Source organism: Ottowia sp. (assembly GCF_047601385.1).
GTDB lineage: Bacteria > Pseudomonadota > Gammaproteobacteria > Burkholderiales > Burkholderiaceae_C > Ottowia.
This window is the reverse complement of sequence record NZ_JASGJP010000001.1, coordinates 1256080-1270086: the sequence shown is the minus strand read 5'-3', so window position 1 is coordinate 1270086 and position 14007 is coordinate 1256080. Positions and strand designations below refer to the sequence as shown.

Annotated in this window: 13 protein-coding genes; 6 read left to right on the top strand and 7 right to left on the bottom strand. The window is 70.5% G+C overall.

Annotated features, from left to right (window positions below):
- Nucleotides 1-285 precede the first annotated feature (285 nt).
- Nucleotides 286-1599 carry a fumarylacetoacetase gene (gene fahA / locus QM772_RS06125; RefSeq protein ID WP_415134581.1) on the bottom strand — a complete coding sequence of 438 codons (1314 nt, stop codon included), beginning with the start codon at nucleotides 1597-1599 and terminating at the stop codon, nucleotides 286-288.
- 386 nt (nucleotides 1600-1985) lie between these two features.
- Here fahA and QM772_RS06120 point away from each other — a divergent pair, with 386 nt between their 5' ends.
- Both QM772_RS06120 and QM772_RS06115 read left to right on the top strand, forming a co-directional pair.
- Nucleotides 1986-3614 (top strand): DEAD/DEAH box helicase, encoded by a 1629-nt coding sequence (locus tag QM772_RS06120; RefSeq protein WP_415134579.1) that lies wholly within the window; start codon nucleotides 1986-1988, stop codon nucleotides 3612-3614.
- A 182-nt stretch (nucleotides 3615-3796) separates the two neighbouring features.
- On the top strand, nucleotides 3797-4309 hold the full coding sequence (locus QM772_RS06115; RefSeq protein ID WP_415134577.1) for a GNAT family N-acetyltransferase: 513 nt from the start codon (nucleotides 3797-3799) through the stop codon (nucleotides 4307-4309).
- Nucleotides 4310-4377: 68 nt separating this feature from the next.
- On the opposite strand, the gene QM772_RS06110 is transcribed toward QM772_RS06115, so the two are convergent.
- Nucleotides 4378-5880, bottom strand: a complete 1503-nt coding sequence (locus tag QM772_RS06110; RefSeq protein WP_415134575.1) for an FAD-binding oxidoreductase — start codon at nucleotides 5878-5880, stop codon at nucleotides 4378-4380.
- 65 nt (nucleotides 5881-5945) lie between these two features.
- A complete protein-coding gene (locus tag QM772_RS06105; RefSeq protein WP_415134573.1) occupies nucleotides 5946-6347 on the bottom strand; it encodes a DUF2069 domain-containing protein in 402 nt (133 codons plus the stop codon).
- 22 nt (nucleotides 6348-6369) lie between these two features.
- On the opposite strand from QM772_RS06105, the gene QM772_RS06100 reads away from it, so the two are divergent.
- Nucleotides 6370-7668 carry a YihY family inner membrane protein gene (locus tag QM772_RS06100; protein WP_415134571.1) on the top strand — a complete coding sequence of 433 codons (1299 nt, stop codon included), beginning with the start codon at nucleotides 6370-6372 and terminating at the stop codon, nucleotides 7666-7668.
- Between the two features lie 747 nt (nucleotides 7669-8415).
- On the opposite strand, the gene QM772_RS06095 is transcribed toward QM772_RS06100, so the two are convergent.
- From QM772_RS06095 to QM772_RS06085, 3 genes are read right to left on the bottom strand one after another with little or no spacing between them, the layout of a single operon-like run.
- A complete protein-coding gene (locus tag QM772_RS06095; protein WP_415134569.1) occupies nucleotides 8416-9222 on the bottom strand; it encodes an alpha/beta fold hydrolase in 807 nt (268 codons plus the stop codon).
- Nucleotides 9223-9234: 12 nt separating this feature from the next.
- Complete coding sequence (locus QM772_RS06090) at nucleotides 9235-9654, bottom strand: GNAT family acetyltransferase (RefSeq protein WP_415134567.1); 420 nt, start codon at nucleotides 9652-9654, stop codon at nucleotides 9235-9237.
- A complete protein-coding gene (locus QM772_RS06085; protein WP_415134565.1) occupies nucleotides 9651-10985 on the bottom strand; it encodes an O-acetylhomoserine aminocarboxypropyltransferase in 1335 nt (444 codons plus the stop codon). The genes QM772_RS06090 and QM772_RS06085 overlap by 4 nt, the downstream gene beginning before the upstream one ends.
- Nucleotides 10986-11071: 86 nt before the next feature.
- On the opposite strand from QM772_RS06085, the gene QM772_RS06080 reads away from it, so the two are divergent.
- From QM772_RS06080 to QM772_RS06070, 3 genes are read left to right on the top strand one after another with little or no spacing between them, the layout of a single operon-like run.
- Nucleotides 11072-11539 (top strand): CBS domain-containing protein, encoded by a 468-nt coding sequence (locus tag QM772_RS06080; RefSeq protein ID WP_415134563.1) that lies wholly within the window; start codon nucleotides 11072-11074, stop codon nucleotides 11537-11539.
- 22 nt (nucleotides 11540-11561) lie between these two features.
- On the top strand, nucleotides 11562-12653 hold the full coding sequence (gene aroC, locus QM772_RS06075; RefSeq protein WP_415134561.1) for a chorismate synthase: 1092 nt from the start codon (nucleotides 11562-11564) through the stop codon (nucleotides 12651-12653).
- A 2-nt stretch (nucleotides 12654-12655) separates the two neighbouring features.
- Nucleotides 12656-13309 (top strand): sensor histidine kinase, encoded by a 654-nt coding sequence (locus QM772_RS06070; RefSeq protein WP_415134559.1) that lies wholly within the window; start codon nucleotides 12656-12658, stop codon nucleotides 13307-13309.
- 6 nt (nucleotides 13310-13315) lie between these two features.
- On the opposite strand, the gene QM772_RS06065 is transcribed toward QM772_RS06070, so the two are convergent.
- Nucleotides 13316-13921 carry a LuxR C-terminal-related transcriptional regulator gene (locus QM772_RS06065; protein ID WP_415134557.1) on the bottom strand — a complete coding sequence of 202 codons (606 nt, stop codon included), beginning with the start codon at nucleotides 13919-13921 and terminating at the stop codon, nucleotides 13316-13318.
- Nucleotides 13922-14007: the final 86 nt, after the last annotated feature.

Sequence of the window (14007 nt, the reverse complement as noted above, 5' to 3'; positions counted from 1 at the left end):
TGACTCGCCGCGGTTGTCTGAACGGAGCGCGTAGCGCGAAGTGAGTTCTGCGGCGGCACCCCGGCCGCGAGCATCGCAGGTTGCCCCGTAGCGAAGCGTAGGGGACACGGCCAGTGGGGTCGCCTTTCTTTTGCCTACTTTTCTTTGGCGAAGCAAAGAAAAGTAGGTGCGCCGCCGGGCGCACATCCCGGCCAACAGCGCTCCCAACACAAGCCGATCAATTTCAAGAAAATCGGCCTCTAGCGCCCGTCAGGTCAGCGCCACCAGCTATCAAATCAAAAGCAATCACCCCGCCGGCAACACGGTGCCCACGCACTCCCCGAAGCCGATGCGCGCCGCACCAGGCTTCTCGCACCAGCCGCGCAGGATCACGCTATCCCCATCCTCCAGCCAGGTGCGCTGCTCCCCATTGGGCAGTTGAAGCGGATTCTTGCCCCCGGTGGTCAGCTCGATCAGCGCGCACGCCGAATCCAGCGTGGGGCCGGACAGCGTGCCCGTGCCCAGCAGGTCGCCCGGTTGCAGGTTGCAGCCGTTCACCGTGTGGTGCGCGACCATCTGCGCCGCCGTCCAGTAGGCGTGGCGGTAGTTGGTCAGCGTCATGCGCGCGGGCGGCGCCTTGGCGGCGCGCAGCTTCGGCGTCTCGATCAGCGCCTCCAGCTGGATGTCCAGCCCGCCCTCGGCGCTGTTGGCGGCGCTGCTCAGGTAGGGCAGCGGCTGCGGGTCGCCCTCGGGGTGGGCGAAGGGGGCGCGGAACGGCGCCAGCGCTTCCATCGTCACGATCCAGGGCGAGATGGTGGAGGCGAAGTTCTTCGCCAGGAACGGTCCCAGCGGCTGGTATTCCCACGGCTGGATGTCGCGCGCCGACCAGTCGTTGAACAGCACCAGGCCGAAGATGTGCGACTCGGCCTGGTCGATGGGCACGCAATCGCCCAGCGCGTTGGCCTGGCCGACGAACACGCCCAGCTCCAGCTCGATGTCCATCCTGGCCGAGGGGCGCAGCACGGGCTGCTCGGCGTCGGGCGGCTTGACCTGGCCCCGGGGCCGCTTGAACGCCTGGCCGGAGACGCCGATGCTGGACGAGCGCCCGTGGTAGCCGATCGGCACCCACTTGTAGTTGGGCAGCAGCGGGTTGTCGGGGCGGAACTGCTTGCCGATGTTGGTGGCGTGGTGGACCGAGGTGTAGAAGTCGGTGTAGTCGCCGATGCGGCAGGGCAGGGTGTATTCGGCCTCGGCCTGCGGCACCAGGCAGGCTTGCAGCGCGGCTTGGCTGGCGGAGCCGGTCTGCAATGCTTTCGATAGCGCCTTGCGCAGGCTGGACAGGCGCTGGGGGCTCATGCCCATCAGATCGTTGAGCGTCGGCTGGGCCGCCTCGCGGGCCGGCTCGGCCGCATCGCCGGTGAACACACCGGCCTGCACGGCGGCGGCCATGTCCACGATCTGGTCGCCGATGGCGACGCCGCCGCGCCAGGCCTGCTGGCTGCCCTTGCGGCGGAACACGGCGAAGGGCAGGTTCTGGACGGGGAAGTCGCTCTGGCCGCCGTTGGCGGAGGCGACCCAGCTGGTCAGGCCGGGGTCGTGTGTTTCGTTGAGCTGGGGCATGGGGGTCTCCTGATGCGGGCGAGGATAGCGCAGGCGCCGCAATGCCCGCCGCGCAGGGGCCGGCCGTGCGCCATTCCGCGATCGATGCGATAATCGCGGGCTTGCCTTCGGCGCCTCTTGGTGCCAGGGGCAAGTCAACGGACCGCATCTTCCTTCTCGCAAGCGGCTGCCTGATTCAGGCGGCCCTTTCTTTCAGCAGCTTTCTCTTTTCCGAGGCGGCGTTCGCTGTATCCGGGAGCCGGGCGCCCTGTGCGCCGCGTGCCCCGCGTTGTCGGATGGTGGGTGTCTATTCATGAACCCGGAGCGCCTCCGCGCGCGCCATTCGACACTGTCCGTCGCCGCGCCTTGCTGCGCGCGGCCCGGCGTGCGAGAAAGTGAAAGTCATCATGGCCTCTTTCGAGGAAAATCACGCCCTGGCGCCCGCCAGTCAAGCGCTGGAAGCTACTGAAACCGTAGCAACCTCCAACCCCTTCCAGGCCCTGGGCCTGGCCCCCGAGCTGCTGGCCGCCGTCGCCGACCTGGGCTTCAGCGCCCCCACCGACGTGCAGCAGCAGGCCATTCCGCTGGCGCTCGCGTCGCACCCCGAGGGCGCCAACGACCTGATGGTCAGCAGCCAGACCGGCAGCGGCAAGACCGCCGCCTTCCTGCTGCCCGTGCTGCACACCCTGCTGGACATGCAGCGCGAAGCCGACGCGCGCGAAAAAGCCGAGTGGGACGCCAAGGTGGCCGAGGCGCTGGCCAGGGGCGAGCCCGCGCCCAAGAAGCCGCGCCGCTTCAACCCCATGAGCCCGCGCCGCTTCAAGCCCGCCGTGCCCGGCGCGCTGGTGCTGTGTCCCACGCGCGAGCTGGCGCAGCAGGTGGCGCGCGACGCCATCGACCTGGTCAAGCACTGCCGCGGCCTGCGCATCGGCACCGTGGTGGGCGGCATGCCTTACCAGCAGCAGATCCTTCAGCTGCAGAACGCCGCGCTGGTGGTCGCCACGCCCGGCCGCCTGCTCGACTTGCAGCAGGGCGGGCAGATCGTGCTCGACCAGGTGCGCTTCCTGGTGGTGGACGAGGCCGACCGCATGCTCGACCTGGGCTTCGCCGACGCGCTGGCCGAGATCCACCAGCTCACCGCGCGCCGCCAGCAGACCATGATGTTCAGCGCCACCTTCGCCGCGCCCATCCAGCAGCTCGCCATGCGCGTGATGCACGACGGCGGCGCCCGCGTGCAGAAGGTGCAGGTTGCCTCGCCGCAGCAGAGCCACGCCAACATCCGCCAGGAGCTGTACTGGGCCGACGGCCCCGAGCACCGCCGCGCGCTGCTCGACTACTGGCTGCGCGACCCGAGCATCGGCCAGGCCATCGTCTTCGCCTGCACGCAGATCGAGTGCGACCAGCTGGCCGAGGACTTGCAGCAGGCCGGCTTCGCCGCCATCGCGCTGCACGGCGCCCTGAGCCAGGCGCTGCGCAACCGCCGCCTGAAGGCGCTGCGCGACGGCAAGGTGCAGATCCTGGTGGCCACCGACGTGGCCGCGCGCGGCATCGACGTGCCCAGCATCACCCACGTCATCAACTACGGCCTGCCGATGAAGGCCGAGGACTACACCCACCGCATCGGCCGCACCGGCCGCGCCGGCCGCGACGGCCTGGCGGTGACGGTGGCCGAGTTCCGCGACCGCAAGCGCCTGGCCGCCATCGAGGCCTATACGCGCCAGCCCTTCGCGCCGCTGACGGTGGCCGGCCTGGAGCCGACCAAGTTCTTCCCGCCCATCACCGAGGAGCGTTCGGCGCGCAAGCCTGCGCGCGGCGGCCCTGGCAAGCCGGGCCGGCGCGGCGCTGAATCGCGCGGCCCGCGGCAGGTCGGCGGCGGCTTCAAGCCCGAGTTCAACCCCGACCGCCGCGCGCGTGGTGGCAGCGATGCCCGTGGGGCCGCGCGCCCCGCGGCCGACCGCCTGGTGTCGCCGCGCGCTCCGGCCCGCCCGGCCGCCCCGCGCGCCAAGCCCTACACGCCGGGCCGCGCGGCGCGCTGAAAAATTGGCCCCCACGCTCCCCCGCTGCGCGAGGTCCGCTGCCCCCCGAGGGGCCTTTTCATCTTGGGGCGGCCCGGCGATGAAAAATGTCCCCCCACGCTCCCCCGCTGCGCGTGGTCCGTTGCCCCCCGAGGGGCCTTTTCATCTTGGGGCGGCCCGGCGATGAAAAAGCGCGGCGTGCCATGCAGCCGCCGATCATCGCTTTGACACCTGCCGACGCGCCTGCCGTGGCGCGCGTGCAGGCCGCCTGCTACGCCCCCGCGCTGCGGGAGAGCGAGGCGCTCTACGCCCGCCGCCTGGCCAGCCCGGCGCATTGCAGCCTGGGCGTGCCCGACGGCGGCGGCGCGCTGCTGGCCTACCTGGCCGCCTGCTGGTCGGTGCGCGGCGCGGCGACGCCGCTGCACGGCGGGTTCACGCCGCACCCGCACGCCGACACGCTGTACCTGCACGACATGGCCGTGCTGCCCACGCACGCCGGGCGCGGGTTGGCGCAGGCGCTGCTGGCCGCCACCTGGCGCGCGGCCCAGGCACGCGGCGTGCGCCGCGCGGCGCTGGTGTCGGTGCAGGGTGCGGCAGCGTTCTGGCGCCGCCAGGGCTTCGAGCCCGCCAAGGCGCCGGTGGGGCTGGGCAGCTATGGCGATGGGGCGCTGTACATGATCCGCGAGCTACCGGACTCCGCCGCCGATATCTCCTGATTTGATAGCTGCCAGCGCTTGACTGGCGGGCGTTGGAGACCTGAAAGGCTAAGAATTCCTGAGCGCGCTCAGGCCAGCACCCGCTCCGGATTCATGATGCCCTGCGGGTCCACCGCGCGCTTGATGGCGCGCATCAGCTCCAGCGCCACGGGCGACTTGTAGTGCGGCAGCTTGGCGGCCTTCAGGCTGCCGATGCCATGCTCGGCGCTGATCGAGCCCGCGTGCCGCGCCACGGCGTCGAACACCAGGGTGTTGATGCGGTCCTCCTGCTCGCGCAGGAAAGCCTGGCCATCGGCGCCCTCGGGCGCCTGCACGTTGTAGTGCAGGTTGCCGTCGCCCAGGTGGCCGAAGTCCACCAGCCGCACGCCGGGCACTTCGCGCGCCAGCAGCGCGTCGGTCTCGGCCACGAAGGCGGGGATGCGCGACACCGGCACGCTGATGTCGTGCTTGATGTTCAGCCCCTCCTCGGCCTGCGCCAGCGGAATGCTTTCGCGGATGTGCCACAGGCCCTTGGCCTGCGCCAGGCTCTCGGCCACCACGGCGTCGCTCACGCAGCCGGCTTCCAGCGCGGCTTCCAGCAGGCGCTCGAACTGCGCGCGCGCGTGCGCCTCGCTCTCGTGGTCGGAGTTCTCCAGCAGCACGAAAAACGGTGCCCCCACGCTCCCCGCTGTGCGTGGTTCGCTGCCCCCCGTGGGGGCTCCGCCTTGCTTGGGGCGGCCCGGCGCGGCGGCGGGGTCGTGCAGAAATGGCACGCGCAGTTGCGGGTAGTGCTTGTCCACCAGGCTCAGCGCGAACTGGCCCATCACCTCGAAGCCCGTCAGCCCCGCGCCCAGGTGCCGGTGCGCCAAGCCCAGCAGATCGACGGCGGCCTGCATCGAGGGCACGGCGGCCCAGGCCGTGAGCTTGGCGGCCGGCAGGGGATAGAGCTTCATCGCCGCGGCGGTGATGATGCCCAGCGTGCCCTCGCTGCCGATGAACAGGTCGCGCAGGTCGTAGCCGGTGTTGTCCTTGCGCAGGCCGGTCAGGCCGTTCCACACCTCGCCCTGCGGCGTGACGACTTCCACGCCCAGGCACAGCTCGCGCGCGTTGCCGTAGCGCAGCACCTGCGTGCCGCCGGCGTTGGTGGCCAGATTGCCGCCGATGGTGCAGCTGCCCTCGGCCGCCAGGCTCAGGGGGAACAGAAAGCCCGCCTCCTGCGCGGCGGCTTGCAGGTTTTGCAGGATGCAGCCGGCCTCGGCGGTGACGGTGAGGTTGGCGCCGTCGAGGGCGCGCACGCGGTCCATGCGCCGCAGGCTCAGCAGCACCTGCGTGCCGCTGCCGTCGGGCACGCCGCCCACCGCCAGCCCGGTGTTGCCGCCCTGCGGCACGATGGCGGCGCCGTGCGCCGCGCAGGCACGCACCACGGCGGCCACCTCGCCGGTACTGGCGGGGCGCACCACGGCCAGCGCGCGGCCGCGCTCGCGGCGGCGCCAGTCCTGCTCGTAGCCGGTGAGGTCGCCCTCGGTCAGCACGTGGGCGTCGCCGACGATGCGGCGCAGCGCGGCGGGCAACTGGGAGAGCGGCAGGGTCATGTCGGTTGCTACGTTAAAGAGAGCTGCTGGCGATTGACTGGCGGGCGCTGGAGGCCGAAAACGCTTCAAGCCTCAGAGGTGCCCGCGCGTTTCGCATGCTGCTGGCGCAGCCGCACGTGGGCGGCGCAGGCGGTGAACAGCAGCAGCACCAGCAGCACCTCGGCCAGGGCGAGCGACGATGATAGCCCGCGGTCGCCGAACGCCCGCACCGCGCCCTCGACGAAGTACAGCCACACGAACAGCGCCACGCGGCGGTAGCTGAGCATGCGGTAGCGCAGCAGCCCGGGCAGCGCCGGCAGCAGCGGCAGCGCTTTGAGCGCCAGCCACGAGCCGCCCGGCCGCAGCGGCGCCAGCCACAGCTCCCACGCCAGGCACAGCGCCGCCAGCGCCAGCAGACTCGCCGCCGCGACGGCGCGCGTGGCCCGCACGGCGGGCGTGGGCGTGGCGGGCGCGGGGGCGTCGGGCATGGGGGCTGGCATCATACCGAGCATGAACCTGACGCAATTGCAGGCGCGGCTGAAGAACTTCATCGGCGACGTCACCGACTTCCCGGTGCTGCCGACGGCGGCCACGCTGTGGCAGCGCTTCCAGCAGGACCGGCTGGGCGTGACGGCCAGCGCGCTCACCTTCACCAGCGTGCTGGCGCTGGTGCCGTTCTTCGCCGTGGTGCTGGCGGTGTTCACGGCGTTCCCGCTGTTCGGGCGCTTCCGCGGCGCGCTGGAGCGCTGGCTGACCGACAGCCTGATCCCCGCCAGCATCGCCGGCCCGGTGATGGACTACCTGACCCTGTTCGCCACCCAGGCCAGCGAGCTGGGCGTGGTGGGCTTCGCGGCGCTGTTCTTCACCGCCATCTCGCTGGTGCTGACCATCGACCACACGCTGAACGCCATCTGGCGCGTGGGCATCCAGCGCCCACTGGGCCAGCGCGTGCTGATGTACTGGGCGGTGCTGACGCTGGGGCCGCTGGTGCTGGGCGGCAGCCTGGCGATCACCTCCTACGTGCTGACGGCCTCGCGCGGCTGGTTGCCGGACGTCGGCGACGGCGTCAACTTTCTGCTGGGCAGCGGGCAGTTCCTGCTGATGGCGCTGGGGATGACGCTGCTGTACCGCTTCGTGCCCAACACGCCGGTGAAGTGGAAGCACGCGCTGGCCGGCGGCCTGTTCGTGGCGCTGGGGCTGGCGCTGACCAAGTGGGGCATGGGCGTGTACCTGTCGCGCGTGCCGAGCTATTCGCTGATCTACGGCGCCTTCGCCACGGTGCCGATTTTGCTGCTGTGGATGTACCTGTCGTGGCTGATCGTGCTGTTCGGCGCCGTTATCGCGGCCTACCTGCCCAGCCTGCTGTCGGGCGTGGCGCGGCGCGGCGGCGGCCCCGGCTGGGACTTTCAGCTGGCCGCCGAGGTGCTGCGGGCGCTGGCGCGCGTGCAGGGCAAGCCCGGGCGCGGGCTGACGCTGCCGCAGCTGGCGGCGCGGCTGCGCGTGGACACGCTGCAACTGTCGCCCGTGATCGGCGCGCTGCGCGAGCTGGACTGGGTGGGCGAGCTGTCCACCCGCCACGAGAACGAGGAGCCGCGCCACGTGCTGCTGTTCCAGCCCGCGCGGCAGCCGCTGCGGCCGCTGGTGGAGAAGCTGCTGCTCAGGCCCGATCCGGCGCTGGCGGGGTGGTGGGCGAACGAGCGGCTGAAGGGGATGACGGTGGCTGACCTGCTGGTGCCTGCCGACGGGGAGATTCAAGCCGAATCGGCCTCTGGCGCCCGTCCAGAGAGCGCGGGCAGCTATCAAATTTGAGAGGGGTTGGATGCGCTGCTGGCCGGGATGTGCGCCCGGCGGCGCAGTTCCTTTCTTTGTCTCGCCAAAGAAAGGAACCAAAGAAAGGCGACCCCACTTGCCGTGTCCCTCCGCTTCGCTGCGGGCAACCTGCGATGCTCGCGGCCGGGGTGCCGCCGCAGAACTCACTTCGCGCTACGCGCTCCGTTCAGACAACCGCGGCGAGTCAGAGCACGAAGCGCGTGCATCCTGCGGTGCACGCGCGCACCCCGGCCACTGCGCTTCTCGGCACGTCCAGAGGGGAAGGGGAACCCATACGGGCCATCGCTGCGCTCGGCCTCGCACACGCGGCGCGCAGCGCCCGCGCCTTGGGGGCCGAGCGCAGCGATGGCCCGTGTGGACTTCAAACCCCCTGTGGCTGCGCCTGCGGCGCGGGGCTTGCGGGGTGGCGCGTGCAGCGCAGCATGCACGCGCTTCGTGGACTGACTCGCCGCGGTTGTTTGAACGGAGCGCCGCAGGCGCGCAGTGAGTTCTGCGGCGCACCCCGCAAGCCCCGCGACGCAGGTTTGCCCCGCAGCGCAGCGAAGGGGTCGCAGACTTGGGGTCGCCTTTCTTTGCCTACTTTCTTTGGCGAAGCAAAGAAAGTAGGTGCGCCGCCGGGCGCACATCCCGGCCAACAGCGCATCCAGCAAACCCTAAAGAAATAAGAGCCAAATCGGCCCCCAGTGCCCGTCCACCAAGCGCCACAAGCTATCAAAATAAAAGCAATCAGCCGTTCAAGAAATCCCGCAGCGCAAACAGCACCTCATCCGGCGCCTCCGTCATCAGCGCGTGCCCCGCATTCACCTCCACCACCTGCGCCAGCCGCGCATGCGCCGCCAGCGCCCGGGCCGACTTGGGCGGCGTCATCTGGTCGTGCCGGCCGATCAGGAACAGCGTGGGGCAGTGCACCGCCGCCATCGCGTGCTCGCCGTTCGCGTAGCTGTCGCACGCCTTGAAGCCGGTGTGGAACACATTCACATCCGGGTTGCTGGCCAGCACGCGCCGCATCAGCGCCCGCGAGCTGCCGTACAGCCAGGTGCCCGGCCCCAGCGCCGAGGGCGGCGGGCACAGCGTGCTGTGCGAGAACACGTTGACCATGTGGATCGCCTTCTCGGGCGCGTTGACCGAAGCCTCCAGCAGCGCGGGCGAGACCTTCATCGGGAATGCCGCGCCCACCAGCGCCAGGTGGCTCACGTGCGCCGGCGCGCGCGCCGCCGCCTCCAGCGCGATCAGCGAGCCGAAGCTGTGGCCCGCCAGCGCGGCCTGGTCGATGCCCATCGCCTTCAGCAGCGCCAGCACGAAGTCCGCCGCGTCCTCCACGCTCACGGGCGGCTGGCCGCCGCTCCTGCCGTGCCCCGGCAGGTCGATGGCCAGCACGTTCCAGCCGTGGTGCGCGAGGTGGCGGCTTTGCAGGATCCACACGCTGTGGTCGTTCAGCACGCCGTGGATGAACACCACCGTGGGCTTGGCCGGGTCGAAGGGCTTGCCGCCGGTATAGGCGTAGACGGGAGCGCCGTTGACCTGGATGTACATGCGCGAGTCCTTTCACTGGTCGGCGATGAGCCGCTTGCCCAGCGACACCACGTCGTCGGTGGCGTAGCCGAGGTGTTGATAGAAAGCCAGGGCCTGCGTATTGGCGCCGCGCACCTGCAGGTTGAGCTTGGGGCAACCCAGGGCCTTCAGCCGCGCCTCGCCCTCCGCCATCAGCCGCCGCGCGGCGCCCTGGCGCTGGTACGCGGGCGCCACCGCCAGGTAGTTGACCCAGCCCCGGTGGCCGTCGAAGCCGAACATCGCGCTGGCCATCGGCACGCTCGCGGTTTCACCCACCAGGAACAGCTCGGGCTGGACGGTGCGCTTGCGGGCAATGTCCTTGGCGGGGTCGTTCCAGGGCCGCGTGAGGCCGCAGGCCCGCCACAGGGCGATCACCTCGGCCTCGTCGGCATCGCGGTAGGGGCGGATGATCATGCGGTCTTCTCGGCCGCCTTCAACGCGCGCTTCAGATCGTCGATCAGGTCCGCCGGGTCTTCTAGCCCGATCGACAGCCGGATGGTGCCGGGCCCGATGCCGGCGCCGGCCAGCGCCTCGTCGCTCATGCGGAAGTGCGTGGTGCTGGCCGGGTGGATCACCAGGCTGCGGCAGTCGCCCACGTTGGCCAGGTGGCTGAACAGCTTGAGGTTTTCGATGAGCGCCTTGCCCTGCGCGCGCGTGCCCTTCAGGTCGAAGGTGAACACGCTGCCCGCGCCCTTGGCGCCGTGCTTCAGCAGCCGGTTGGCCAATGCGTGGCTGGGGTGCGATTCCAGCAGCGGGTGACCGACGCGCTCGACGAATGGGTGCTCGGCCAGGAAGCGCACCACCTGCTCGGTGTTGGCGATGTGGCGCTCCATGCGCAGCGGCAGTGTCTCGATGCCTTGCAGGATGAGCCAGGCGCTGTGCGGGCTCATGCAGGCGCCGAAGTCGCGCAGGCCCTCGCGGCGGGCGCGCAGCAGGAAGGCGCCGACGGTGCTTTCTTCGCTGAACACCATGCCGTGGAAGCCGTCGTAAGGCGCGGTGAGTTCGGCGAACTTGCCCGCGCTGCCATCGGTGGCGCTTTGCGATGCCTGGTCCCAGTCGAAGCTGCCGCCATCGACCAGCACGCCGCCGATCACCGTGCCGTGGCCCGACAGGAACTTGGTGGCCGAGTGGTAGACCAGGTCGGCCCCGTGGTCGAAGGGCTTCAGCAGGTAGGGCGTGGTGAAGGTCGAATCCACGAGCAGCGGCACGCCGGCCTCGTGCGCGATCTGCGCCACGGCGGGGATGTCGAGCACCTCCAGGCCGGGGTTGCCCACCGTCTCGCCGAACAGCAGGCGCGTGGTGGGCCGGATGGCGGCGCGCCAGCCGTCCAGGTCGCCCGGCTGGACGAACGTGGTCTCGATGCCGAAGCGCCGCAGCGTGTAGTGCAGCAGGTTCTGGCTGCCGCCGTACAGGGCCGTGCTGGCGACGATGTGGCCGCCAGCGCCCATCAGCGTGGCCACGGCCAGGTGCAGCGCGGCCTGCCCGCTGGCGGTGGCGATGGCGCCGATGCCGCCTTCCAGCGCCGCCATGCGCTGCTCCAGCACGGCGTTGGTGGGGTTGCTGATGCGGCTGTAGACGTGGCCCGAGCGCTCCAGGTTGAACAGCGACACCGCATGGTCGCTGGATTCGAAGACGAACGATGTCGAGAGGTGGATCGGCACCGCGCGCGCGCCGGTGGCGGGGTCGGGCGCGGCGCCGGCGTGCAGCGCGAGGGTGTCGAAGCCGGGGTCGGCGTAGCCGGGCATGGGGTCTCCTGGGGGCGGCGGCGAAGAGCGGATTATTGTGGGCTATATTCGTCCGCACGCGCCCTGCCGGGCGACGGAGTGCACCCATGAAAGTCCGCGACATCCTGCGCCTGAAGGGCAACACCCTCTACACCATCACCCCAGAGGACAGTCTGGCGCAGGCCGCGCAGTTCATGTCGGAGAAGGACATCGGCTCGCTGGTGGTGATGTCGCACGAGCGCGTGGTGGGCATCCTGACCTTCCGCGAGGTGATCCAGGCGGCGGTGAAGAACGGCGGCTCGTTCGAGGGCGTGTCGGTCTACCGCGCCATGGACCCGGGCCCGCTGATCTGCACGCTGGAAACCGAGATGGACGAGGTGCGCCGCATGATGCTGGACCGCCATGCGCGCTACCTGCCGGTGATCGACCGCCAGCAGTTGCAGGGCGTGGTTAGCTTCTACGACGTCGCCAAGGCCGTGGTGGACGCGCAGAACTTCGAGAACCGCATGCTCAAGGCCTACATCCGCGACTGGCCGGAAGAGGACTCGAAGAACACCGAGCCCAATCTGCCTTGAACCGCTTGCGATAATCCGCCGCATGAGCGGCAACACCCTCGGCACACTGTTTGCCGTCACCAATTTCGGCGAATCGCACGGGCCGGCCATCGGCTGCGTGATCGACGGCTGTCCCCCTGGCATGGCTTTGAGCGAGGCCGACATCCAGCCCGATCTGGACCGCCGCCGCCCCGGCACCAGCAAGTTCGTGACGCAGCGCAACGAGGCGGACCAGGTCGAGATCCTCTCGGGCGTCTACGAAGGCAAGACCACCGGCACACCGATCTGCCTGCTGATCCGCAACACCGACCAGCGCAGCAAGGACTACGGCGAGATCGCGCAGACCTTCCGCCCCGGCCACGCCGACTACACCTACTGGCGCAAGTTCGGCATCCGCGATCCGCGCGGCGGCGGCCGCTCGTCGGCCCGGCTGACGGCGCCCACGGTGGCCGCCGGCGCGGTGGCGAAGAAGTGGCTGCGCGAGCAGTTCGGCACCACCTTCCGCGGCTGCATGACGCACGTGGGGGAACTGGCCATCGGCTTCGAGGGCTGGGAGCACGTGCACGACAACCCGTTCTTCGCCCCGGTGGCCGACGTGTCCGCCATCGAGGACTACATGAACGCCCTGCGCAAGAGCGGCGACTCCTGCGGCGCGCGCCTGCGCGTGACGGCGCAGCGCATGCCGGTGGGCCTGGGCGAGCCGATCTACGGCCGGCTGGACGCCGACATCGCCCACGCGCTGATGGGCCTGAACGCCGTCAAGGGCGTGGAGATCGGCGACGGCTTCGCCAGCGCGGCGCACCGGGGCAGCATGCACGGCGATTCGCTGCTACCGGGCGCGGGCGGCGGCGCGCGCTTCGCCACCAACCACGACGGCGGCGTGCTGGGCGGCATCAGCTCGGGGCAGGACCTGGAGGCGGCGATCACCATCAAGCCCACCAGCTCGATCCTGGTGCCGCGCGCGTCGCTGAACACCGAAGGCGAGCCGGTCGAGGTGGTCACCAAGGGCCGGCACGACCCCTGCGTGGGCATCCGCGCGACGCCGATCGCCGAGGCCCTGCTGGCGCTGGTGGTGATGGACCACGCGCTGCGCGACCGCGGGCAGTGCGGCCAGGCGCGCGCGCCGCTGGAATAGCCATGCCCGGCGAGAGCCGCCGCGAGTTGCGCGATGCGCTGCACGACCTGCGCCAGCCGGCCAGCGCGCTGCGGCTCTATGCCGAGTGGCTGGACGACGACCGCGCGCTGGCGGACGAGCTGGCGCCGAAGCTGCTGCGGGCGGCGCGGGCCGTCGAGGTCATGCTTGATGCGGCGCTGAATTTGACTCGGCTGGACGCCGGGCAAGGCGCGCTGAGTTCCAAGCCGGTGGATGTGCGCGAACTGTTGTGCGAACTCGAAGCGCAGTTCGAGCCGCTGGCCGCGCAGAAGGGGCTGGCCCTGCGCGCTCGTTCGCTGCGGACGAGCGTCACGGCCGACCCCATCGTGCTGCGCCGCATCCTCGGCAACCTGGTGTCCAACGCCATCCGCTATACCGAACGCGGGGGCGTGCTGCTGGCGGCGCGGCGGCGGGGAGAAGCGATCGGCTTCGAAGTGTGGGACACCGGGGTCGGCATCGCCGAGGCCGAGCAGGCGCGCGTGTTCGAGGACTTCTACCGTGCCCCTCCCGGCGCGGCCGGGGACGGCCTGGGGCTGGGCCTGGCCATCGTGCGCCGGCTGGCGGCGCGCGCGGGCTGGCCGGTGGCGCTGTATTCGCGCCCTGGGCGCGGCACGCTGGTCAGGCTGCTGGTCGCATAGCCTGAGTCACTGGGTCAGCAGCCCGTTCATCCGCGCATAGTGCAGCGTCTGCGTGCGGCTCTTGACGCCGAGCCGGCGGAACAGGCGCCACAGGTGCACCTTGACGGTGTGTTCGCTGATGCCCAGGCGCTCGGCGATGTCGCGGTTGGACAGGCCCTCGTCGAGCATCACGATGAGCTGCTTCTGGCGCTTGGAGAGCTTGGTTTCGGGCTTGAGCTCGTCGTCCTGCGCCTCGCCCGCCGGGGTGCCGGCCAACAGCACGTTGCGCAGCGCGGCACCGATCTCGGCGGCGCTGGCGGTCTTCTCGATGTAGACGTCGGCACCGGCTTCGCGGCACCACTCCTCGACGTCGGCCGCCAGGGTGGCGGAGATCACGGCCAGCGGCACCTGGGGGTACTGGCCCTTGAGCAGCTTGACGCCCGAGATGCCCACCGTGTCCGGCAGCTTGAGATCCAGGCAGAACAGCCCTGGCGCGCCCCGCGCGGCGACCGCATTGTCGAGGCTGGACAACTGCCCCAGTTCAACCACTTCGGAACCGGGCCGGATTCGCCGCAGCAACATGACCACCGCCTCGCGCATGAGCGGATGGTCGTCTATCACGTAGATGACCAAAATATACTCTCCCTTGTTGTGCGACCATTTTGACTGCTGGTAGCACGATGGTTCACGGGAGGGGGCGCTCGGGCGGCCGCAAGCCG